This is a genomic window from Helicobacter pylori SA37A (assembly GCF_000476015.1).
Taxonomy (GTDB): Bacteria; Campylobacterota; Campylobacteria; order Campylobacterales; family Helicobacteraceae; genus Helicobacter; species Helicobacter pylori_DB.
The window spans coordinates 22,720-44,159 of sequence record NZ_CBOO010000001.1 but is presented as its reverse complement, the minus strand read 5'-3'; the positions used below and the strand labels follow the sequence as shown (position 1 = coordinate 44,159).

Sequence of the window (21,440 nt, the reverse complement as noted above, 5' to 3'; positions counted from 1 at the left end):
CATTTTTTAAAAGTCATTTTTTAAAAGGGATTTGAATGGTATTTGACAGAACAATCAGCGTAAGAGAAAAAAAAGCGGCTAAAACGCTTGGGATTGTGGGGATCGTCTTTTTTATTTTGTTTGGCATCGTGATAAGCGGGGTGGCTTTTCAAAAAGAGTGGGTGCAACAATTGGATTTGTTTTTTATAGACTTGATCCGCAACCCTGCCCCCATTCAAAAAAGCGCGTGGCTTTCTTTCGTGTTTTTTAGCACATGGTTTGCGCAAAGCAAGCTCACCACCCCTATAGCCTTACTCATTGGCTTGTGGTTTGGGTTTCAAAAACGCATCGCTTTGGGGGTGTGGTTTTTCTTTAGCATCTTATTAGGTGAATTCACCTTAAAATCCCTTAAGCTTTTAGTGGCGCGCCCACGGCCTGTAACCAATGGCGAATTGGTTTTCGCGCATGGCTTTAGTTTCCCCAGCGGGCATGCTTTAGCTTCAGCGCTTTTTTACGGCTCCTTGGCGTTGTTGTTATGCTATTCTAACGCAAACAATCGCACTAAAACTATTGGCGCTATCATTTTACTTTTTTGGATTGTTTTAATGTCGTATGATAGGGTTTATTTGGGCGTGCATTACCCTAGCGATGTTTTAGGAGGGTTTTTATTAGGGATTGCTTGGTCGTGTTGCTCTTTAGCGCTTTATTTAGGGTTTTTGAAACGCCCTTATAAAGCCGCTTGAAGCGTTTTTTAAAACCTCATTTTTTAAAAAGAAAGTGATGGGTTAGGGTATAACTCCTCTTTCTTTTTAACCTCATCAAATTCATCTTTATAGCGGTTTGGGAAATCCGGATCATAATCCACAACGCTTTTTAAAAAACCGCTGAATGTTGGATTTTTCTCGCTAAGCTCTAAAGCCACGGTGTAATCAATTTTTTCTTTGTATTTAGCGTTCAATAAAATAGCGCTTTTATCCTCATCAGTTCTTAAATCAATCACGCCAATCCCAAAACTCGCATGCAAACGCTTCAACAAATCCATGAGTTGGGGATTATGCGTATCAATATGACGGCCCACCAAATACCCCTCATTAGCCCACGAGCTGTTAGAAATCGCTTGAAAATAACACTCCCTGCAATTATGCACGCTGATTTCTTTTTTCAATTCAAAGCTCACCAGTTTAATGGGTAAAGTGTCAAATTTCTTAGAAAAAGCGATTAAATTTTCATTAGACAATTCAGCATGCAAAAACCTAACCCCCACCATGTCCGGATAAAGCCACCTGTCCATGCCTTTTGGCGATTTTGAACTCTCTTCATGCAAAATGGTTTTCGTGTAGCATTTCAAATTTTCATTATAAAAAGCCATGTAAGTTAAAAAGGGGTGCAAATCCCTTTCATGCATGATTTTATTATGCACGATTTTAACGCTTGAAGCGCCGGGCTTTTCTATGTTTAAAACCGGCTCTTTAGCCGCATCTTTTAAAGCGATTAAAACCGGCTTTTCTTGCGCTTTCAAAAAAGGCACTTCTTCGCCATTTTTTAAGGCGGTATAAATAAAGGCACTAACGCTTTGGTGTGGAGTGTTGCCCCAATAATCAAACATTTTTGTAATCTCGCCTTTTTCAAAAAGCTCTTTGGCTTTATTATAAATCTCAGTAACTTTGATAGGCTCTTTAATCGCTTCTAAAACGCTTTGAACGATTTCAATGTCTTGCGGTTTCATTTTTTGCTCGCTAAATACTCTTCATAACTGCCTTTAAAATCAATGATTGAAGCGCCTTTAGGGCTTGGGACTAATTCAATGATCCTATTAGCATACGCATCAATGAGCTCTCTGTCGTGGCTTATGCAAATCACTGCCCCATCAAATTTAAAGAGCGCTTCACCTAGTGCGATAATCGCTTCTAAATCCAAGTGGTTGGTTGGCTCATCTAAGACTAAGAAATTCCCCCCCTCTAGCATGAGCTTGGATAAAACCATTCTATGCTTTTCGCCTCCGCTTAAAGCGTTCACGCACTTTTCTTGCTCTTCGCCATTAAACAGCATCCTCCCTAAAGCGTTCCTAACCTCAGCGCTTTCAATCTTTTTATTGAAATTAAAAAGCCATTGATACAAGGTCTCTTCGCCGCTAATTTCTTCGCTCACGTTTTGAGGGAAATAGCCTTTTGAAACGGTCGCTCCCCATTTCACCACGCCCGTATCCGGCTTTAACTCTTCTACTAGAATTTTACAAAGCGTGGATTTACCCACGCCGTTTGGCCCTATGAGGGCGATTTTATCTTTAGGCATCACTTTCAGGCTCACTTGATTTAAAACCATTTGCCCGTCATAACTTTTAGAGACGTTTTCGCATTCTAAGGCTTCATTACCAATGGTGCGTTTGGGTTTAAAAATAATGCTAGGATCCCTCCTACTAGATACCGCTAAGCTTTGAATGTCTAATTTATCCAGTTGTTTTTGGCGGCTGGTGGCTTGCTTGGCTTTAGAAGCGTTAGCGCTAAAGCGCGCGATGAATTTTTCTAGCTCTTCTTTTTCTTTGAGTTTTTTATTGCGTTCGGCCTCTTGCTGTTTAGCGATCAGAGTGGAAGCGATATACCAATCGTCATAATTCCCGCTAAATTCGCGCACGCTGTGAAAATCCAAATCCAAAATATGCGTGCATACCGCGTTTAAAAAATGCCTGTCATGGCTAATGACGACCATCGTGCCTTCATGGCGTTTGAGGTTGTTTTCTAGCCATTCAATGGCGTTTAAATCCAGGTTGTTGGTCGGCTCATCTAAAAGCAAAATATCCGGTTTAGGGAATAAGACTTGAGCGAGAAGGATTTTAAATTTATCGCTGCTTGGCAAGGTTTTCATCAAATCGTTATGCCTAGAGCTAGGAATGCCTAAATCTTCTAAAATCTTTTCAATCACCACTTCGCATTCATACATGGGATCTTCTTCTACGCAAATGGTTTCTAACTCCCCTAGTCTCGCATTCACTTTATCATCGCTCAAATCCCCTTCAGTGTATAAGCGCTCTTTTTCTTTGATAGCGTCATACAAACGCTTGTTGCCTATTAAAACCGCATCTTTAAGGCTCAAATCTTCAAAAGCGTATTGATCCTGCCCTAAAACCCCCATTCTCATCCCGCTTGTGATGATGACTTCCCCACTGCTACAATCAATGCTCTTGCTCAAAATCTTTAAAAAAGTGGACTTTCCTGCCCCATTAGCCCCAATCAGCCCGTAGCGCTTGTTTTTATCCAGCTTGATATTCACGTTTTCAAACAATTTTTTAGTCGCATAGCGTTGCGTTAAGTTGATGGTTTGTAGCATCTTATGATTTCCTTATTTTTTGTGATTAGAGAAAGTTTATTGTAGCGTTTTCTTTGCAATATTGTAACCCTTGCTTATTATGGTTATTCATAAGGTCTTTGACGCCCAAAATTTGATCGAGCCTATATCATTTCCTCTTGATTTTTTATTCAATTTAAGGTAAAAATAATGTTTTAAAGCAAAAAAGGATCGTGTCAATGAAAGTATTTGATTACGAAGATGTCCAACTCATTCCTAATAAATGCATTGTGAATAGCCGTTCAGAATGCGATACGACCGTTATTCTAGGCAAACACGCGTTTAAAATGCCCATAGTCCCAGCCAACATGCAAACAATCATCAACGAATCGATCGCAGAATTTCTAGCAGAAAATGGCTATTTCTATATCATGCACCGCTTTAATGGATCGACAAGAATCCCGTTTGTCAAAAAAATGAAAGAACGCCAATGGATCAGTTCCATCAGCGTTGGGGTGAAAAAGGAAGAATATCTTTTGATAGAAGAGTTAGCCAAACAAGGATTAACGCCAGACTATATCACAATCGATATTGCGCATGGCCATTCAAATTCTGTCATTGAAATGATCCAACGCATCAAAACGCGTTTTCCCGAAACTTTTGTGATTGCCGGGAATGTGGGCACGCCAGAAGCGGTCCGTGAATTAGAGAACGCCGGTGCTGACGCTACGAAAGTTGGCATTGGACCTGGGAAGGTGTGTATCACTAAAATCAAAACAGGCTTTGGCACGGGTGGTTGGCAACTAGCGGCTCTTAGGTGGTGCGCTAAAGCAGCAAGAAAGCCCATTATTGCAGATGGCGGCATTCGCACGCATGGGGATATTGCAAAATCAATACGCTTTGGCGCGACAATGGTAATGATTGGCTCGCTCTTTGCAGGGCATGAAGAATCATCTGGAGAAACAAAAATAGAAAATGGTGTCGCCTATAAAGAATATTTCGGTTCGGCATCAGAGTTCCAAAAAGGTGAAAAGAAAAATATTGAAGGCAAGAAAATTTGGATCCAACATAAAGGCTCGTTAAAAGATACGCTGGTTGAAATGCATCAAGATTTGCAATCTTCAATCTCCTATGCGGGCGGGAGAGACCTTGAAGCGATTCGAAAAGTGGATTACGTGATTGTGAAAAATTCAATTTTCAATGGGGACACAATCTAAAAAAGATCAATGAAAAACAATTTGCTTTGACTTGGATTTTTGTTGTTTTTTGATCCTTTCTTTATTTTCATCGCGTCTTGTTGGATCATTTTTTTTTTTTTATATAATGTTAGCTTCCATCATCTCAATCTTAAGGGTTTTTGTTTTGTTATTCAACACGCCGTTATTCATCTTTGCTTTTTTGCCTGTTGTCTTTTTAGGGTATTTTATCTTGCAAGCTTATGTTAAAAATCCCCTATTCCCTAAACTATGGCTCGTATTGGCTAGTTTGTTTTTTTATGCTTTTTGGAATGTGAAGTATTTGCCCTTATTGGTTGGCTCTATTATTTTTAATTATTTTGTGGCTTTGAAAATCACCCAGCAAAATGCCTATAAAAGATTATGGCTTATTTTGGGCTTGATCGCTAATGTTTCGCTTTTAGGATTTTTCAAATATACTGATTTTTTCTTAACCAACTTCAATCTAATATGGAAGAGCCATTTTGAAACCTTGCATTTAATCTTGCCTTTAGCGATCAGCTTTTTTACTTTGCAACAAATCGCTTACTTGATGGACACTTACAAGCAAAATCAAATACATGCAGCCCAAAACGAGAGAGAGAGTGAAAACGCTCCTATTTTATTAAATCCCCCTCCTTCATTTTTTTCATTTTCGCATTTTTTAGATTACGCTTTATTTGTGAGTTTCTTCCCTCAACTCATTGCAGGACCCATTGTGCATCATAGTGAGATGATGCCTCAATTTAAAGATAAAAACAATCAATTTTTGAATTACAGAAATATCGCTTTAGGATTGTTTATCTTTTCTATCGGTTTGTTTAAAAAGGTCGTGATTGCGGATAATATCGCTCATTTTGCCGATTTTGGATTTGATAAGGCGGCTAGCTTAAGTTTTATTCAAGCATGGATGGCGTCTTTATCTTATTCGTTCCAGCTGTATTTTGATTTTAGCGGTTATTGCGATATGGCTATAGGCATTGCCCTCTTTTTCAATATCAAACTCCCTATCAATTTTAATAGCCCCTATAAGGCCTTGAATATCCAAGATTTTTGGAGGAGGTGGCATATCACTTTGAGCCACTTCTTAAAAGAGTATTTATATATCCCTTTAGGGGGTAATAGAGTGAAAGAATTAATCGTGTATAGGAATTTAATTTTAGTGTTTTTGATTGGGGGGTTTTGGCATGGGGCTGGTTGGACTTTTATCATTTGGGGATTATTGCATGGGATTGCTTTGAGCGTTCATAGAGCGTATTCTTATAGCGCTAGAAAATTTCATTTCACTATGCCAAAGATTTTAGCGTGGTTCATCACTTTTAATTTTATCAATCTTGCATGGGTGTTTTTTAGGGCGAAGGATTTGAATAGCGCTTTGAAGGTTTTAAAGGGGATGGTTGGTTTGAATGGTGTTTCGCTTTGTCATCTTTCAAAAGAGGCATCAGACTTTTTAAATCGTGTCAATGATAACATGATCATGCACACCATGATGTATGCATCCCCCACATTTAAAATGTGTGTTTTGATGGTAATCATCTCTTTTTGTTTAAAAAATAGTTCCTATTTATACCAATCTAATCAAATGGATTGGATTAAAACGACAAGCGCTTGTTTGTTGCTCTCTGTAGGTTTTTTATCTATTTTTGCCAGTTCTCAATCCGTCTTTTTGTATTTTAATTTTTAGGACACTAGCATGGAGTTTTATAAAAAACAAACTTTAATCATTGTTTCTTTTTGCCTCTCTCTTCTTATAGGCGTTGGATTGTTTAATTATCTAATCGATCCTTTTGAGTATTTCAGGAAAGCAAAATACCCCATTGATTGGCATGAAAGAATTGGGGGAACTTTATTGCCTTTTGAAGGGGTTGTTAAACATTACTCTTATAACAGCTTGTTAATAGGCTCAAGCATAAGCTTGAATTTTAGCCTTAAAGATATTCATAACTTATTAGGGTTGGAAAAACCCATCAAACTCACCGTCTCTGGCATCAGTATTAAAGAAGCGTTATCGCTCCTTTCTTTTGCTTTTAAACACCAACCAGTAGATACCATCGCTATGGATTTAGCCTTACTTGGTGGGGGTTTGAACAAGCGCTCCAAATACTTTTTTGAATACCCCTATTTTACTGGAGGTTTTGTGTATTTATACAACTTTAGAGTCTTTAAAAACGCGTTGTTCTACTTTTCTAAAGATTACCTCAAAATTAAAGAAAAATCTTTTTGCAAATTCAATTCTTGGTTCCAATTATATGATTTTTGCAATAGCGTTTTAAATCGTTATGATTATAATTTCATGTTTGGTCATAATAACCCCTATGACTATACGCTGGATAATGTGAAAAGATCCTATTTATCAGCGTTAAAAAATCCTAATCAATTAGCCATAGATGAAGAAAATGCTTATAAAATCACCAAACAGCTAGGGGATTTTATTCAAAAACACAGCGATAAACATTTTATTTTATGGACAAGAACGGACTCGCTTTTAAAATATAAGGTTTATAACCATACCATTTTAACACGCAATCTAAACACCATCCACAACGCCTTAAAAACGCTTTTAAAATACCCTAATGCAGAAATCCATGACCTACGCACCATGCCATTAGCTAAAGAGATAAAACACTATAAGGATATAGGGCATTATGACCCCATAGGTTCCAAAGAAGTCTTGCAAGCCATAGCGAGCAAGAGATATCTACTCACTCCCAATAACATTGATTCCTTCAAGCAACAACTCATCCAAACGATAGAAAACTATCAAATCCCTAAAGAAATTCAAAATTAGGGCTAATTTTTACGAGCGAAATGCCTTTCAATGCAATCGCATAAGATGTGGATCATAAGAATGTGCATTTCTTGGATTCGTGGGGTATCATCGCTAGGGACAATCAAAGCCATATCGCTTAAAGGCTTCATTTTCCCCCCATCACGCCCCGCTAAGCTAAGCGTTTTCATCCCTAAATCTTTGGCTTTTTCATAAGCTTTTAAGACATTTTTGGAATTACCGCTTGTAGAAATCCCTATTAGAATATCTCCTTTATTCCCTAGCGCTTCCACTTGTCTGGCAAACACTTCTTCATAACCATAATCGTTCGCAATGGCGGTAAGGGCTGAGGTATCGGTATTAAGGCTTATCGCGCTCAAGCCTTTCCTTTCTAATTTATAGCGCCCGGTCAATTCAGCGGCAAAATGCTGCGCATCGCTAGCGCTCCCCCCGTTACCGCAAATAAGGATTTTCCCTTGATTTTCTAAAGTTTCTATCAAAAGATGAACGCTTTGCTTTAACGCTTCTTGCAAACTCTCTAAGCTTTTTTCTAACGCTTCCTTATGGGCTAAAAATTCTTTTTGAATCAAATCATCAATCATTATGTGTCCTTTTAATTTTTTCTATGATAGCGCTTGTGGAATAACCTTCTTCAAACTCTATCAAACGGGTTTCTTTAGCAAACTCGCTCCCTATGATTTCTTTATTGAGATAGTCCGCTCCCTTGACTAAAATATCAGGCTTTAGGGCTTGAATTAATTTTATGGGTGCATCTTCTTCAAACACCACGACATAATCCACGCAAGACAGGCTCGCTAAAAGGAACGCTCTGTCTTTTTCGCTCACTATGGGGCGTTTATCCCCTTTAAGCCTTTTAATGGAATTATCGCTATTTAACCCCACAATGAGAATATCCCCTAAAGCTTTAGCCTTTTGCAAATAGCTCGCATGCCCTTTATGGAGGAGATCAAAACAGCCATTGGTGAAAACGATTTTTTGCTGATCTAAAGTTTCTAACAGCTTTTCTAAAGGGAGGATTTTGGGGTGCGTTTGGTTTAAAATCAAAGCGATTTCTTCTAAACTCGCTAATGCGCTCCCCATTTTACCCACCACCACCGCCGCAGCCGCATTGGCAAACTCGCAAGCATCTTTTAGGCTCTTTGATTCCAATAAAGAAAGCGTTAAAGATGCGATCACCGTATCGCCAGCTCCCGTGACATCATAAACTTCTTTAGCGATAGTGGGGCAATTGACTAGCTCGCCTTGTTCTAAAAAAGCGATGCCTTGTTCGCTCAAGGTTACTAAAGGCATAGCGATATGATAAGTTTCTTTTAAGATTTGGAGCGCTTTTAATAAATTCGCATGGCTGTCTAATTTCAAATGGAGCGCTTGTTCTAATTCCGCGCGATTAGGCGTGATCAAACTCGCATGAGAATATTTGCTATAATCTTTCCCTTTAGGGTCGCATAAAATGAGCTTGTGGTGTTGGTTGGCTAGAGCGATCATTGTTTGAGTGAGTTCAAAATCCAACACGCCCTTATTGTAATCTGAAAGGATCACGCCATCTATTTCTTGGATTTTTTCTGTGAAAAAATCTAAAAGTTTTTTTCTTAAATCAGCGTTTAAGGGGTCTTTGATTTCCTTATCCACGCGCGCGATTTGCTGGTTTTGTGCGATGATACGCGTTTTAAGCGTGGTGCAACGGGTTTTATCTATTAAGACGCCTGAAGTGTCAATCCCTCTTGCTTTTAAAGCGCTAATGAAATGCTTGCCTTCTAAATCATCGCCCACTACCCCACATAAAAAGACTTTAGCTTTTAAAGAGATAAGGTTATTAGCCACATTAGCCGCTCCGCCTAAATTCTTGCTCTCTTTTTTGACTTCTAAAACAGGCACAGGGGCTTCAGGAGAAAGGCGTTCGCTCTTCCCCCACAAATAATAATCAGCGATCAGATCGCCTATGACTAAGATTTTTTTCATGCGTGTTGTCCTTTAAAAATCGCATGGATATGGGGCAAATAATCTTTAATACCGCTTTCTAAATCGTATAAGGGGGTGTAGTCTAAATCCAAAATAGTGGGTTCAATATGCGCTTGGGTGTGCTTTTGGAAGAAAGCATAAGGGTTTTTAATATAGCTCACTTTAAAATCCCCTAAATGCTCTTTTAAAATGCTAACGATTTCATTATAACTTCTAGCTTGCGAATAGCCCACATTATAAACCCCGCTTTTTTGAGCCTTCATCGCTTTCACATTCGCTTGGATCACATCTTCAATATAGACAAAATCCCTTAATTGCTCGCCAAATTCAAAAAGCTTGACTTCCTTAAACGCCATCGCTTGCAAAGCGAGTTGCAAAACCATGGAAGCGGTTTTTTCTTTATAAAATTCCCTAGGCCCATAGACATTAAAATACCTTAAGCCCACTTGAATGTTATCGCTTGAATGCGAAAGAATAAATTCGTCCATGCAAAGCTTGGAAAAGCCATAAACATTTTCAGGGATTTCGTTTTTGCCTACCACATTGGGGGCTTTGGTGTTGCCATAAACGCCCGCTGAAGAAGCGTAAATCACTTTAGCTTTTTTGGAGCGAGCGATTTCTAAAAGGTTTAAAAAAGCCTGATAATTGGTTTTCATCACTAATTTTTGATCCAGCATGGTCGTATCAGAGACAGCCGCTTGGTGGAACAAATAATCAAAATGCAATTTTTCTAAACGCCTTAAATCTAAAGGGTTGTTAATATCAGCTACAATCACCTCACCCTTAAAACCGATTAAATTCTTAAAATGTCCTAAAGAACTGGGGCGGTTATTACTAGAGAGCGTGTTACTGCGGAATTTATCCAAAACCACTACTTTAGCTTTAGGGTGGTTCTCTTGAAAATAAAAGGCCAGATTACTGCCTACAAAGCCAGCCCCACCGGTGATTAAAATCGTTTGATTTTCTAATCCATCATCAATATAACGCATTACTATCCTTATTTGATTAGTTCCATCATCTCTTTAAGATCTTTACATTGTATCCAAGAATGAGGAGTTTTTAAAAAATTTGAGCTCAATAAAAGGTTATTTTTAACTTTAGCGTTCAAGCCGGCTAACATGTCGCTCTCCTTATCGCCTATCATAAAAGATCGCTCCAAGCAAATTTGATGCTCTTTAGCGGCTTGCAAAATCAAAGAGGGTTTTGGCTTTCTGCAAGTGCAATTTTCTTCTGGGGCGTGCCTGCAAAAATAGACGCCATCCAGATTAAAACCTAATTCTTTAAGCAAGCTTTCTTGGAGGTATTCGGTGAGGTTTTCAAAATCTTTAAGGGTGTAATAGCCTCGGTTGATCCCGGATTGGTTGGTGATTAAAAGCAGTTTGTAGCCTAAAGATTTCGCATGCTTTAGCAATTCAAAAATCCCTTTTTGAAACTCAAAATCTTCTTTTTGACTCACATAACCTTTGTCAATATTGATAATGCCGTCTCTGTCCAAAAAAAGGGCTTTGTTAGTGTTCATGCGAATGCACTCCTTTATGATCATGCTGAGTGGTGCTGTTTTGATGATGCATCATATCGCTTTGGTAATGCATTGCATGGGGTGTTTGGTGGCTAATGAGCATGATCCCCATATAAAGGACATAAAGCCCAAAAACCCCCATTAAGCCTTTAGACAAAAGATTGAAAAATTTCCTGTAAGAAACGGAAATTTTGCTCAAAAAAATCCCCATTAAAAACAACGGCACGCTGGTGCCAAGCCCAAAAGAAAGGCCTAGCATCGCTCCCATAAACGCGCTATGACTGAGAATCACGCTCGCTAAAAACGAATACACCATCATGCAAGGTAAAAACCCATTCAGCACGCCTAAAAAATACAGCCCTAGAATGTTTTGAGATTGCAAGGTTTTTTTCATCAAAAAAGAGATGAAAGGGATTTGAAAGCTTAATTTTTCCGCTTTAGATCCCAAGAGTGCTAAAAGGATTAAAATAATCCCCATGCTCATCAATAAAACACCTCTAAAACCCATGCCCACGCTAAGACTATGCCCTAAACCTGCCGTTATAGCCCCTAAGAGCATGTAAGTGCTGATCCTCCCCACATTATAGAGGGCATGGCAAGTGAGCTGGTAAGAAAAGCTTGTAATTTTAGAAAATCTTATTTGACTGAACGCGCTCACAATCCCCCCACACATGCCCACACAATGCCCTAAAGACATGCTCAAAGCGGCTAAAAACATGCCCAAAAAACTCAAATGATGCATCATTTGCATTCTAGTATCCCTGCTTTTTTAAGAGCGATTTCCATCCCGTCAAAAACCAAACGCTCCTTGCAAACAGAATGGGGTAAAAACGCGCTCAAATACTTCGCATCGCCCCCACAAAGATAGATTTTTTGATCTTTGGCTAAATGCTGGATGCAAGAAATGACGCTCAAAATCATGCCGTAATTCACAGCGTCTCTAGTGTTTTTAGGTAAAACTTCTAAAGAATCTAATGCTTTGAAAGGTTGCTCTAAAATTTTAGCGCTTTTTTTATACGCATGAATATATTGGGCTAAACCGGGTAAAATACACCCTCCTAAATGCTTGCCCTCTTTGACTAAATCTATCGTAATCGCGCTCCCCGCATCCACTATAACCCCATTAGCCACCGCTAAACACGCCATTTGCCGGTCTATCCCAAGCCCTATATAGTCGGTTTCTAAATGAAAAAACCCTGCAATATTTTTAGCGTTAGGGTAACAATTCAAAAGGGCTTTTTCATTTTCTTCATTCACGCTAACATAAAAGATTTCCTTTTGAATACCCAAACGCTTTAAATCTTCTTTAGCGCTTGAAAAGAGCTGGTAGTTTTGCACGAAATGGATGCGTGTGTTGCCTATATCGCATAAAATCAAGTCTTTTAAATCCTTGAAAGATTGCCTAGCTGGCATAGGCCTACTTCTTATTCATTTCTAAAGCTTTTCTTCTTTCTTCAAGCTCTTTTTCATCTCTTTCTTGATGCTCTCTCGCTCTTTGTTCAAATTCCCTCGCTCTTTGTTCGGCTTTGGCTTTTTTCTTTTCTTCTTTCAAGCGGCGTTTTTCTTCTTTAGAGCTTGGTTTTGGCGCTTCTTTTTTAACGGCGTTTTCTTTTAAGATAGGAGCGTTTTTGTTTTCATTGTTTTTTGTTTCGCCTTGTTGGGTAGCGTTATTCTGATCCTTAGTAGGCTCAGGTCTTCTGGTTTTAACTTCCTCTTCTTCAAACCCGCTATTTTTTGGCTTAACTTTATTTTCTTCTAAAGGCTGTTTGTTTTCTTTAGCTTTATGCCTTTCTTGCAAATAAATAGGAGCGTTCCCTTTTTCGCCTTTTTGAGACGACTTAAAATCAGCCGCATGGGGGTAAAGTTTTGGCTTAAAATCATTATAATCTAAATAATAGCGATCGTAATACACCCGATTTTTGTCATAAAACACCCCTTTATCCAAACGATTAGATGAAAAAAACTTGAAACTACCTATCGTTGGTGTCTTATAGACATTATACGAATCAAAATTATTCAAATCCACCTCTATCACATACCCGCGCTTTTCTAAAGAATACAATTTATTATTATTCAATACAATGGTATTGAGCGAAGCAAAGGGCAATTTCACGCTGTTTAATTCCCTCAAACTCTTATCCATTTGCAAGATCTGCCCGTCTAAAGTCAGCACATACAAAGTCCCCTTATCATAGAGCAAATCCACAATATCCCCATCATAGTTGAACTCTTGACCGCTCACCACTGAAAGGATACGCTTTCCTGTAGAAGCGATCATGTTATTGCCATCTACGATAAGGTAGGTGATATTGTTAAAAAACTTATCGCTGCTAATAACAATATTTCTAATAGGCGTAGGGTTTCCATGCACATAATCCACGACTAACAAACGCCCATCTAGCATGGGGAACACCACGACCGTATCCATAAAAATAGGCATCGCCATTAAAGAATTGATTGTGGTGCTCGGGGAACCCTTCTCGCTAAAAAGCAACTTTTGAGAAGTGATGTCGTATAAATTCGCTGAATTGTCCGCTAACACCACCGCTAAAAGATTCTCTTTAACGCTCGCGCTCAAGGCAAAAGTCTCCAAAGGGATAATGATAGATTGTTGACTGGCGTTAGGGTTATTGCTAATCAATTCCACCTGGTGGCAGGCCTTATCTTGAACTTCTGCTTCAACGCCCTTTAATTTCAATTCCGTTTCTTTAGTTTTAGCCACCTTGCTTTTTCTTGTTTTTTCATCAACTTTATTCAAGCAATCTTGCGCAAGGATAAAAAACCCTTGACTCTCATTTAAAAAACTGCTTTCATAATTGAAATTCTTACCGATTCTTAGCTGCGTTAAACCTTTATCGCCTATCACCGCCCCATTTTTCAAAATGGCTCCATAACGATTGGACGAAACGATACTTTCTTGCAAATGGTTAGGGAAATACGCTTCGCCTTTAACTTGGGATTTAGAGGGTTTGAAGTATTTTCTCATGTTACAGCCACTGAAGACCATCAGGGCTATCAGTAAGATTAAAAATTGTTTGTTCATCAAATCAATGCGTTCCTTGAATAGTTTCTTTTTTTAGATGGGTTGGTTTGGAAGGGTTTTGTTGGGTATCTTCTAAGATTCCATAATGTTTTAAAACAGAGATTATAGCATATAATGAAGAACTTAGAGGGATAGTTGATAAATTTTTATGCGCGTTTGTGATCGCATCTTTAGAATTTTCCTCATACAATAAATCCACCGCTTGCAAAGCGCTCATCTCTTTAAGAATGGGGCTTTTTTCAAGCAAGTTTTTATCTCTAGAGAGCGATGCGTAAGAATATTGTGCAAAAGTTTTGACGATTTCATTAGACGATTGCAAAAGTTTTTTAAACGCATTCACATCGTTATGCTCGCTCGCTCTGGCGAATTGATACAAATCATACAATTGTGGGGCGACTTCTTTGAGTTTGTTTTGTAAGGCTATATTATTAGGACTCTCTAGCGCTTCATTATAAATTTGAGTGATCCGCTCTTTAGTTTGCTCATGCTTGTAATCTTGCAACTTTGTATCCCCCAAATAAGCGATAAAAGCCACCACGATAAACAATAAAACCCACTTATAGCGCTTGAAAAATTTTTCTAATCTAAACGCCCCCTCTAAAAGCTTTTCATCGCTTTTAAACTCGCTCTTAACCTGCTCTAAATTTTCCTTAATGCTCATGCCTTGCTCACTCCTGTGCTGCCAAACCCCCCGCTCCCCCTTGAAGTTTCATCTAATTGTTCGCATTCTATAAATTCGGCTTTATAAGTTTTTTGAACCACCCCTTGAGCGATCCTATCCCCTACTTGGATTGCAAAATCTTTATCGCTCAAATTCGCTAAAATGACCTTAATTTCGCCCCTATAATCATTATCCACCGTGCCAGGAGAATTTAACACCATCACTTGATGGTTCAGCGCCAATCCGCTACGGGTGCGCACCTGCAATTCATACCCCACTTCTAAAGACAAACAAATCCCTATTCTCACTAACCCCACGCTATGAGGTTTGATGATTGCATTTTCTACCGCATGCAAATCAAAGCCTGAAGAACCTTCGGTTTGGTATTCAGGGATAAGGGCGTTTGGGTGGATTTTTTGGATTTTAATTTTCATCAAAACGAATCTCTTTATAATAAATGTCTAAAATTTCAAAATCGCTTTCCCCATTAGGCAATTGGATACTGACTGCATCGCCCTTGCTCTTGCCGATCAAGCTTTTTGCAATCGGCGAACCAAAAGAAATCAACCCTTTAGCCGGATCGCTCTCCACGCTCCCTACTATCGTATAAGAAAACTCTTTATCGTTATCCAAATTAAGGATTTTAATCGTGCTCCCAAAACTCACCTTATGGTGTGTCAAAACGCTTGGGTCAATCACTTGAGCGTTAGAAATGATCTCGCTCAAATCCACGATCCTCGCTTCAATGAAGCGTTGTTTTTCTTTAGCGGCATGGTATTCAGCGTTTTCTTTCAAATCCCCATGCCCTCTAGCAATATCAATTTCTTTCACAATATTAGGCCGTTCCACCTCTTTTAATTGCTTCAATTCCGCACAGATTTTATTGTATCCATGCATACTCATAGGTTCTTTATTCATTTAATCTCCTAAGCTTATTCAGTAGAGATTATAGTAAAAATTAAGTTAAATTCAGCAAAAAAGCCATCTCTTTGGCGACTTTTCTGCTACTCCCACTGGCTAAATATTCCCTTAATCTCAAGCTTTCTTTAAAATAGCGCTCCCTATCCATGTCTTTATAAGCCTTAAGCAAACTCTCCACGCTCAAAAAATGCTGGATCAGTTCGGGGTGTAACTGGCTCTCCCCAAGCCCTGGAGTTTCATCATTTAAGGCGTTATAAAAGATATTCGCTAACCCTATGTAATGCAAATTGACAAACATTCTAGCGATCAAAAAATCCATCGTTTTAGCCCTATACGCTAACACAAAAGGCGTGCCAATCAGAGCGGCTTCTAAAGTCGCCGTGCCGCTGCAAATGAATGCAAACTCCGCTTCAAATAAACTCTTGTGTGCATCATAAGAAATTTCAAAACATTTAATGTCTTCTCCATAAAGGGCTTTCAAATCCAACCCCTTAAAGAAACTTGGCACGACCAACACACGCCTTTTAAACCCTTCGTTTTGCTCCAAAATGCGAGCCACTTCAACAAACAAAGGGAACATTTTAGCGATTTCACTTTTTCGGCTCCCTGGCATAAAAACTAAAGTTTCGCCCTTAATATCTTTTTTATAATATTTAATTTCATCTAGTAAGGGGTGTCCTACATATTGGGCTTTTTGTTGGTAATAGCCCACTTCAAAAGGCAAAATCGCCCCCAAAAAATCGCAGTATTTTTCAAGGCTTTTAGCGCGCCATTTTTTCCATGCCCAAACTTGCGGTAAAATATAATACATGATTTTTTTATGCGGGTCTTGTTTTTTGATTTTTTTGGCTAGGGGGATATTGAAAGAAGAAGAATCCATTAAAAGCACCATATCCGCTTGTTTGGCTAATTGGACCATTTCTTTATGGGCTTTGAGTAAAAACCCCAAACGGCCTATCACATCTCTAAAACCCATGACAGAAAATTCCCTAGGGCTATAGAGCGCGTCTTCCCCTTCAAACACCCCAATGAAACGATAATCTTTGGGCAAATTGTGCCGTAACTCCTCTAAATGAACATTAGAGCTCGCTTCTAAAGCGCTCACTAAAATCGTGGGCATTATTTGTCTTTCAAAAGGTTTTGGACTTGATAGAGCTTGATTTCTTTATGCAAATCCCTCAATTCAATTTTGAGCAACGAATTTTCAAAATCTTTTTTAGAAAGATGGTTTTTTAAAAGCCTGTTTTCGCGCAAAACGCTGCGGTATTGCAAGTAAAGCCCTTCATTGAATAAACGCTTACATGGTTTTGCCATGATAACCTGATTATCACTAGTGAAAACCTCCACTTCTTCAAGGGCTTTAGGGAAAATCACATCCTCTTCTGTATTTTGCGTTTCTTTGTTTGAGCGGGAGTTTTCTTTTTCTGATTTTTTTTGATAGATTTCTTGCTTCAAACCTTTTAAAACGCTCTTTTTCTTACGCAAGATTTCTTGGACTTGCTTCAATTCCAAACGGATTTTTTTTAAAACTCCTCTAGTGTATTCAATTTCTTGCTGGTAAGCGTTCAATTCTTCTTGCATCGGTTATTTCGCTAACATTTCTAAAGACAACAAACGCATTTCATTGCCTTGAGTGATAATGACATTCTTGCTGTGGCATTTCTCACACACCCCATAATCTAATGCGTTAGGTTTAAAAACATGCGAACAATCCTTGCATTCCAATTCAACCTTTTCATCTACAATGTCTAAAATAGCGTCTTTACACACCAAAGATTCTTCTCTAAAAGTCTCAAACGCGCTCACGAACAAGCTCTTATCCATAGCGCTTCTTTCACCAATACCGACCACGACTCTTTCAATCTTATGGGCTTGATTTTTCTTTGCATGCTCTTCGCAAAGAGCGATTAAAGAAGAAACGACCGAGTATTCATGCATACTAAACCTTAATCTTTAAATTAGCCCCTATTATATTGTATTAGAGTAATCCTTTAGTTTATTGCTTAAGATTCAATAGGGTATTAAGGATTTGATCGGATGTGGTTACCGCTTTAGAGTTCGCTTGAAACCCCCTTTGAACCACAATCAAATTCGTTAAACTCCGGCTCAAATCCACATTACTAGACTCCAGTTTAGATCCTGAAATCGAACCCCTACGCCCCGTATTAGCCGCACCGATTAAGGCTTGCCCTGAGTTTCCGGTTTGAGAAAAGACATTCCCGCCTAAAGCCTGTAAGCCCGCATCGTTAGCGAAATTCGCTAAAGCCACTTGAGCGAGCGCTAAAGTCCTGCCATTACTGAACGCTCCTAAAAGCACCCCATCTGAATCAAAGCGAACATCCATCAAATCGCCCGCTTGATAGCCGTTTTGCTCAATCGCATAAGTTTCAGAAATCTTATCCACGCTCGTTAGCCCATCAAAACTCCCTGAGGAACCAAAGGCTAAATTGATGCGTTGGGGGGCATCAGCGCCATTTTTAGGATCAAATTGCAAAAGAGGCGGGTTCATGCCTGCAAGCGATCCGTCATTATTGAAGCGCAAACGGCCTCCTTCAAACACATTAGGCCTAGCCGCTGACCCCCCTACTAATTCCCCAGGCTCAGGCACGATCACTCTAAAATTCCATTCCGCTCCCCCACTCCTATAAAACTCAATGCGCATGGCGTGTTTGGTGCCTAAGCTGTCTATCACATCAATGCTTGTCGCATGCGTAGCGTGGGTGAATTTAGAACTGCTCGCTGACGCTCCCCCTTCAATTAAAGAAGCGGTATTAAGCCCTTTCATCGCGTTTTTAAACAAAACATTGTTCGTTACGCTGTCTGAAGAATACCCGCTCACAAAGATATTGAGATTTTCTTTAATGACATTTTTATTGTCTTTATTGTTGATTTCAAACATGCCGTATTGATTGACAGTAACCCCTATAGAAGCGGCTGAGTCTTGGTAATTGTCCGCTAAACTAGGATCTTTAACGATATTAGCGTCATGCTGGATTAAGGCGCGCAAGTCTTCAGTGGTCCTAAACTGCCCAATATCCGCATTAGGGCTAATAGAATGCGTGTAGCTGTATTTGAAAGCCGTTACATCTTTATCGCCGTCTAAAAAGTTAGCGAACGCTCCGGTTCCGGCTTGAGTAACTACAATGTTTTTAAGCTTCTCATCGCCGTCTAATTCATTGGTGTTTTCCAAACGCAATTGCTTGCCGTCTAAATAAGCTTCAATGCCCGTTTGGCTTTTGACTGCATTGATCGCATTTTTAGCCGCCACTAAGCTTGAAGTCCTGCTCACCGCTGAATCGTTCGTGAAAGAAATCTTAACCCCATTCAACTCAAGCGTGCTGTTTTCTGCAGAAGGGAGGATGTCTTTGACCATTTTCGCGCTTTTATAGCTCACCCAAATCCCTTGGTTTTCATTCAATAAAAGAGCGTCGCCATCTTCATTGTATAGAGATCCCATGTCTTCGGCGACTTGAGCTAGATTCGTGCCTGAATCATACACCGGATTAATGCCATCTGAAGGGGTTTTGGCTGAAGAATCCAAAGCGAATATCGCCGCTGTTTGATCCGCATGCCTTCCAGCGTTTAAATTCGCCCTCATAGAAATGCGGTTGCTCGCTCTAGCAGGCATCACCATTCCAGGATCAATTCTAATGTTTTCTAAGGGGCCGGTGTTATCCACTTTTAAAGCGTCCGTATCGCTCCCTTTATTGCCGGTATCGCTCCCGTTTCTCACCCACCCTTGCACCACAAGCCCGCCGGTGGTAACCAAACTCCCTTGCGAGTCAAAAAGAAACTCCCCATCTCTGGTGAAATTGCGCGTGATCCCCCTATCAGGGCTAATGATAAAAAAGCCATCGCCTTGAATCGCTAGATCGGTTTTGACATCCGTGTTTTGGATATTGCCTTGTGAAAAGATTTTAGTCGTCGCATCCACGCCTACCCCAAGCCCCACAGAAAAGTCATTCTGCCCTGCCAACCCGTTTTTATAGGGTGCGGTAGCGATGAGTTTGACTTGAGAAAGCATATCCACAAAAGAAGCCCTAGAATATTTAAAACCAGTGGTATTCACATTAGCAATATTGTTACTCTCAATATCCAAAGCGATTTGGTGGGCTTGCATCCCATTGACACCAGACCATAAAGACCTAAGCATGGTTATCCTTTAATGTAAAGAAATTCAATCTATGTAAAATAAAGCAAAAGTTGTTCCTAAATGGCTTTTTAAAACGATTGATTGCAGATTTAAGGTTTTGTTGGAAGTGTTATGGATAAAAGTTAGTCAAACTCATAAGGGATAGTGGGTTTTGCAACACCACCCCCTAATAACGCTGTTTAAAATTATCACTCAAACTTAAGAGCCTAACTCGCTTCAATTTAAAATTTCGCATTCATGATCTTGAATTTCTTCGGCTGAAGCGCGATTGGAAGTCAATAGGTTGAATTGCGTCGCTAACAAGACAAATGAGTTGTCATTTTGTTGCACCACCGCTAACCCATAATCCCCCATGCGCTTATGCGCTCCTGGCACTTCTTTAGCAAGCATGACAAACGGGCTTTTTTGCGCTAACTCGCTCTCTGTTACCCGACGCGCCAAGTATTTATGCCCGTTCAAGCCTCCCGGTAATGGCGACCAGCGGCTGTTGATGTTTTTTAGATTGTTATCCAGGTGTTCGCGCGCTTCAGGACTAATGCAAGAAATGTGGATATGCAAATGGTTTTGCGAACGACCTTTGCGAGAGTTGATCGTCAAAGAAATCGCGCTATCGGGAATGGGTTTGCCGTATTTTTGACTCATAAATTCGCGCGCCTGCCAAGATAAGTAAAAAAAGTTAGGCGTAGAAGAATCAAGCAACAAAGGGCTTTCAATACCGCTAATGTGAGTTGTTGGCATCAACAAATATTGCAACGGGCCATTAATATCTTTTAAAACCACATAGCCGGCATTGGGTTTGACTTCTATGCATGGCGAAGGATTTTGATTTTTCTCATAATTGGGCAAACATTTCTCAAAAACAATCTTACGCAACACATTTGGATCTTTAGCGTTTAAACTCATAACAGCGATAGCTACCACCGCTAAAAAAAGAAAGCCCGCTTTTTTCATCTTTTTTGCTCCTTGTTTTTAATGAGAGTTTTTACAAACTCTCTTGTTATTTTTCTACAACAGTGGTTAAAATCTTTAATCATTATGATTATTTTAACAAATTTTAACTTATTGGTAACATTTAGTAACCTATTTTTAGAAAGAGATTTTTGAACATTCACTAGCTAAAGAGAACTTAAAAAATAATCAAAGGCATTTTTTAAAATAAACATAACAAAATAGTTTGCGAAAAGCAGGCGATAATTTTTCACCATGCGATCTTAGGGGGTTGATACTTATCAAAATAAAGCGTTTTATAACCTTGATTTAGGTAATATCATCACACTAATACCACAATAAGGACGATTATCATGCAAGATTTACCCCCATGCCCTAAATGCAACGATGCCTACACCTACCATGATGGCACGCAATTGGTTTGCCCTAGCTGTTTGTATGAATGGAATGAAAATGAAGTTAATGATGAAGAATTGATTGTTAAAGATTGCCACAATAATCTTTTACAAAATGGGGACTCGGTCATTCTCATTAAGGATTTAAAGGTTAAAGGTTCATCTTTAGTGCTTAAAAAAGGCACCAAAATCAAAAACATCAAGCTTGTCAATAGCGATCACAATGTGGATTGTAAAATAGAAGGGCAGAGCCTGTCTTTAAAATCTGAATTCCTCAAAAAAGCTTAGGAAAATACAAAAGCTTAAGAGTAAGAAAAACTTAGTGACTTTTTAAGCTTGTAAAAATCATTTTTTAGAAAAAATCAACTTATCCAGCTTGAAAAAAATCACCGCTCCAATGGTTTGCCCCAAGAAAAGATTGAGCCACAACGGAAAATTAAAATAATAAAAAATCTCCATAAAAGGCAGCATCACCAACGCGCTCAACATCCATCTAAGCCAATAAACCAAAAACAGCTTAGAAGCGTATTCTGTGCCAAGTTTCTTAAAAAATTCTCGCATAAGACAACCCTTTCAAA

General features: G+C 39.2%; 22 protein-coding genes and 1 pseudogene. 5 read left to right on the top strand and 18 right to left on the bottom strand.

Annotation, left to right across the window (positions count from 1 at the left end; translation table 11 throughout):
- Positions 1 to 35: 35 nt before the first annotated feature.
- The gene (locus QT76_RS00205) at positions 36 to 722 is read left to right on the top strand and encodes a phosphatase PAP2 family protein (protein WP_033616066.1); all 687 of its coding nucleotides are present in this window, start codon (positions 36 to 38) and stop codon (positions 720 to 722) included.
- A gap of 23 nt (positions 723 to 745) precedes the next feature.
- Here QT76_RS00205 and QT76_RS00200 read toward each other — a convergent pair whose 3' ends face one another.
- Positions 746 to 1,705: a COG2958 family protein gene (locus QT76_RS00200; RefSeq protein WP_033616064.1), complete on the bottom strand. Its 960-nt coding sequence runs from the start codon at positions 1,703 to 1,705 to the stop codon at positions 746 to 748.
- Complete coding sequence (locus tag QT76_RS00195) at positions 1,702 to 3,303, bottom strand: ABC-F family ATP-binding cassette domain-containing protein (protein WP_033616063.1); 1,602 nt, start codon at positions 3,301 to 3,303, stop codon at positions 1,702 to 1,704. The genes QT76_RS00200 and QT76_RS00195 overlap by 4 nt, the downstream gene beginning before the upstream one ends.
- A 197-nt stretch (positions 3,304 to 3,500) precedes the next feature.
- Between QT76_RS00195 and QT76_RS00190 the strand changes: the two genes are divergently transcribed.
- The 3 genes from QT76_RS00190 to QT76_RS00180 all read left to right on the top strand — a co-directional run bounded on the left by QT76_RS00190 (position 3,501) and on the right by QT76_RS00180 (position 7,263).
- On the top strand, positions 3,501 to 4,478 hold the full coding sequence (locus tag QT76_RS00190; RefSeq protein ID WP_033616062.1) for a GMP reductase: 978 nt from the start codon (positions 3,501 to 3,503) through the stop codon (positions 4,476 to 4,478).
- Between the two features lie 145 nt (positions 4,479 to 4,623).
- Positions 4,624 to 6,159 (top strand): MBOAT family peptidoglycan O-acetyltransferase PatA, encoded by a 1,536-nt coding sequence (patA, locus tag QT76_RS00185; RefSeq protein WP_033616061.1) that lies wholly within the window; start codon positions 4,624 to 4,626, stop codon positions 6,157 to 6,159.
- Positions 6,160 to 6,168: 9 nt separating this feature from the next.
- Positions 6,169 to 7,263, top strand: a complete 1,095-nt coding sequence (locus QT76_RS00180; protein ID WP_033616060.1) for a hypothetical protein — start codon at positions 6,169 to 6,171, stop codon at positions 7,261 to 7,263.
- Between the two features lie 2 nt (positions 7,264 to 7,265).
- On the opposite strand, the gene gmhA is transcribed toward QT76_RS00180, so the two are convergent.
- The 15 genes and pseudogenes from gmhA to cdh all read right to left on the bottom strand — a co-directional run bounded on the left by gmhA (position 7,266) and on the right by cdh (position 20,553).
- On the bottom strand, positions 7,266 to 7,844 hold the full coding sequence (gene gmhA, locus QT76_RS00175) for a D-sedoheptulose 7-phosphate isomerase (protein ID WP_033616059.1): 579 nt from the start codon (positions 7,842 to 7,844) through the stop codon (positions 7,266 to 7,268).
- Positions 7,837 to 9,222 (bottom strand): D-glycero-beta-D-manno-heptose-7-phosphate kinase, encoded by a 1,386-nt coding sequence (rfaE1, locus tag QT76_RS00170; protein ID WP_033616058.1) that lies wholly within the window; start codon positions 9,220 to 9,222, stop codon positions 7,837 to 7,839. The genes gmhA and rfaE1 overlap by 8 nt, the downstream gene beginning before the upstream one ends.
- On the bottom strand, positions 9,219 to 10,211 hold the full coding sequence (gene rfaD, locus QT76_RS00165) for an ADP-glyceromanno-heptose 6-epimerase (protein ID WP_033616057.1): 993 nt from the start codon (positions 10,209 to 10,211) through the stop codon (positions 9,219 to 9,221). The genes rfaE1 and rfaD overlap by 4 nt, the downstream gene beginning before the upstream one ends.
- Before the next feature lie 8 nt (positions 10,212 to 10,219).
- Complete coding sequence (gene gmhB / locus QT76_RS00160) at positions 10,220 to 10,741, bottom strand: D-glycero-beta-D-manno-heptose 1,7-bisphosphate 7-phosphatase (RefSeq protein ID WP_033616055.1); 522 nt, start codon at positions 10,739 to 10,741, stop codon at positions 10,220 to 10,222.
- Positions 10,731 to 11,492, bottom strand: a complete 762-nt coding sequence (locus QT76_RS00155) for a sulfite exporter TauE/SafE family protein (protein WP_033616054.1) — start codon at positions 11,490 to 11,492, stop codon at positions 10,731 to 10,733. The genes gmhB and QT76_RS00155 overlap by 11 nt, the downstream gene beginning before the upstream one ends.
- Positions 11,483 to 12,154 carry a type III pantothenate kinase gene (locus tag QT76_RS00150; RefSeq protein ID WP_033616053.1) on the bottom strand — a complete coding sequence of 224 codons (672 nt, stop codon included), beginning with the start codon at positions 12,152 to 12,154 and terminating at the stop codon, positions 11,483 to 11,485. Before QT76_RS00150 ends, QT76_RS00155 begins: the two co-directional genes overlap by 10 nt.
- A gap of 4 nt (positions 12,155 to 12,158) precedes the next feature.
- On the bottom strand, positions 12,159 to 13,784 hold the full coding sequence (pgbB, locus tag QT76_RS00145) for a plasminogen-binding protein PgbB (RefSeq protein WP_033616052.1): 1,626 nt from the start codon (positions 13,782 to 13,784) through the stop codon (positions 12,159 to 12,161).
- Positions 13,785 to 13,788: 4 nt separating this feature from the next.
- Positions 13,789 to 14,445, bottom strand: coding sequence for a hypothetical protein (locus QT76_RS00140; protein ID WP_033616051.1), 657 nt, complete (start codon positions 14,443 to 14,445; stop codon positions 13,789 to 13,791).
- Positions 14,442 to 14,879: a dUTP diphosphatase gene (dut, locus tag QT76_RS00135; RefSeq protein ID WP_033616050.1), complete on the bottom strand. Its 438-nt coding sequence runs from the start codon at positions 14,877 to 14,879 to the stop codon at positions 14,442 to 14,444. The genes QT76_RS00140 and dut overlap by 4 nt, the downstream gene beginning before the upstream one ends.
- A complete protein-coding gene (greA, locus tag QT76_RS00130) occupies positions 14,869 to 15,363 on the bottom strand; it encodes a transcription elongation factor GreA (protein ID WP_020972492.1) in 495 nt (164 codons plus the stop codon). Before greA ends, dut begins: the two co-directional genes overlap by 11 nt.
- Before the next feature lie 40 nt (positions 15,364 to 15,403).
- Positions 15,404 to 16,486, bottom strand: a complete 1,083-nt coding sequence (lpxB, locus tag QT76_RS00125; protein ID WP_033616049.1) for a lipid-A-disaccharide synthase — start codon at positions 16,484 to 16,486, stop codon at positions 15,404 to 15,406.
- Complete coding sequence (gene mua, locus QT76_RS00120) at positions 16,486 to 16,947, bottom strand: nickel-binding protein Mua (RefSeq protein ID WP_033616048.1); 462 nt, start codon at positions 16,945 to 16,947, stop codon at positions 16,486 to 16,488. Before mua ends, lpxB begins: the two co-directional genes overlap by 1 nt.
- Positions 16,948 to 16,950: 3 nt before the next feature.
- Positions 16,951 to 17,304, bottom strand: coding sequence for a hydrogenase/urease nickel incorporation protein HypA (gene hypA, locus QT76_RS00115; RefSeq protein WP_033616047.1), 354 nt, complete (start codon positions 17,302 to 17,304; stop codon positions 16,951 to 16,953).
- A gap of 58 nt (positions 17,305 to 17,362) precedes the next feature.
- Positions 17,363 to 19,519 carry a flagellar hook protein FlgE gene (flgE, locus tag QT76_RS00110; RefSeq protein ID WP_033616046.1) on the bottom strand — a complete coding sequence of 719 codons (2,157 nt, stop codon included), beginning with the start codon at positions 19,517 to 19,519 and terminating at the stop codon, positions 17,363 to 17,365.
- Between the two features lie 216 nt (positions 19,520 to 19,735).
- Positions 19,736 to 20,553: pseudogene (gene cdh / locus QT76_RS00105) on the bottom strand (CDP-diacylglycerol diphosphatase).
- A gap of 267 nt (positions 20,554 to 20,820) precedes the next feature.
- Between cdh and QT76_RS00100 the strand changes: the two are divergent.
- Positions 20,821 to 21,150, top strand: a complete 330-nt coding sequence (locus tag QT76_RS00100) for a zinc ribbon domain-containing protein YjdM (RefSeq protein WP_001153395.1) — start codon at positions 20,821 to 20,823, stop codon at positions 21,148 to 21,150.
- A 57-nt stretch (positions 21,151 to 21,207) separates the two neighbouring features.
- On the opposite strand, the gene QT76_RS00095 is transcribed toward QT76_RS00100, so the two are convergent.
- A complete protein-coding gene (locus QT76_RS00095) occupies positions 21,208 to 21,423 on the bottom strand; it encodes a hypothetical protein (protein WP_001206520.1) in 216 nt (71 codons plus the stop codon).
- Positions 21,424 to 21,440 lie beyond the last annotated feature (17 nt).

Coding starts and splice junctions, on each gene's coding strand:
- QT76_RS00205 (WP_033616066.1), top strand. CDS start 36: ATGGTATTTGACAGAACAATCAGCGTAAGAGAAAAAAAAGCGGCTAAA.
- QT76_RS00200 (WP_033616064.1), bottom strand. CDS start 1,705: ATGAAACCGCAAGACATTGAAATCGTTCAAAGCGTTTTAGAAGCGATT.
- QT76_RS00195 (WP_033616063.1), bottom strand. CDS start 3,303: ATGCTACAAACCATCAACTTAACGCAACGCTATGCGACTAAAAAATTG.
- QT76_RS00190 (WP_033616062.1), top strand. CDS start 3,501: ATGAAAGTATTTGATTACGAAGATGTCCAACTCATTCCTAATAAATGC.
- QT76_RS00180 (WP_033616060.1), top strand. CDS start 6,169: ATGGAGTTTTATAAAAAACAAACTTTAATCATTGTTTCTTTTTGCCTC.
- gmhA (WP_033616059.1), bottom strand. CDS start 7,844: ATGATTGATGATTTGATTCAAAAAGAATTTTTAGCCCATAAGGAAGCG.
- rfaE1 (WP_033616058.1), bottom strand. CDS start 9,222: ATGAAAAAAATCTTAGTCATAGGCGATCTGATCGCTGATTATTATTTG.
- rfaD (WP_033616057.1), bottom strand. CDS start 10,211: ATGCGTTATATTGATGATGGATTAGAAAATCAAACGATTTTAATCACC.
- gmhB (WP_033616055.1), bottom strand. CDS start 10,741: ATGAACACTAACAAAGCCCTTTTTTTGGACAGAGACGGCATTATCAAT.
- QT76_RS00155 (WP_033616054.1), bottom strand. CDS start 11,492: ATGCAAATGATGCATCATTTGAGTTTTTTGGGCATGTTTTTAGCCGCT.
- QT76_RS00150 (WP_033616053.1), bottom strand. CDS start 12,154: ATGCCAGCTAGGCAATCTTTCAAGGATTTAAAAGACTTGATTTTATGC.
- pgbB (WP_033616052.1), bottom strand. CDS start 13,784: ATGAACAAACAATTTTTAATCTTACTGATAGCCCTGATGGTCTTCAGT.
- QT76_RS00140 (WP_033616051.1), bottom strand. CDS start 14,445: ATGAGCATTAAGGAAAATTTAGAGCAGGTTAAGAGCGAGTTTAAAAGC.
- dut (WP_033616050.1), bottom strand. CDS start 14,879: ATGAAAATTAAAATCCAAAAAATCCACCCAAACGCCCTTATCCCTGAA.
- greA (WP_020972492.1), bottom strand. CDS start 15,363: ATGAATAAAGAACCTATGAGTATGCATGGATACAATAAAATCTGTGCG.
- lpxB (WP_033616049.1), bottom strand. CDS start 16,486: ATGCCCACGATTTTAGTGAGCGCTTTAGAAGCGAGCTCTAATGTTCAT.
- mua (WP_033616048.1), bottom strand. CDS start 16,947: ATGCAAGAAGAATTGAACGCTTACCAGCAAGAAATTGAATACACTAGA.
- hypA (WP_033616047.1), bottom strand. CDS start 17,304: ATGCATGAATACTCGGTCGTTTCTTCTTTAATCGCTCTTTGCGAAGAG.
- flgE (WP_033616046.1), bottom strand. CDS start 19,519: ATGCTTAGGTCTTTATGGTCTGGTGTCAATGGGATGCAAGCCCACCAA.
- QT76_RS00100 (WP_001153395.1), top strand. CDS start 20,821: ATGCAAGATTTACCCCCATGCCCTAAATGCAACGATGCCTACACCTAC.
- QT76_RS00095 (WP_001206520.1), bottom strand. CDS start 21,423: ATGCGAGAATTTTTTAAGAAACTTGGCACAGAATACGCTTCTAAGCTG.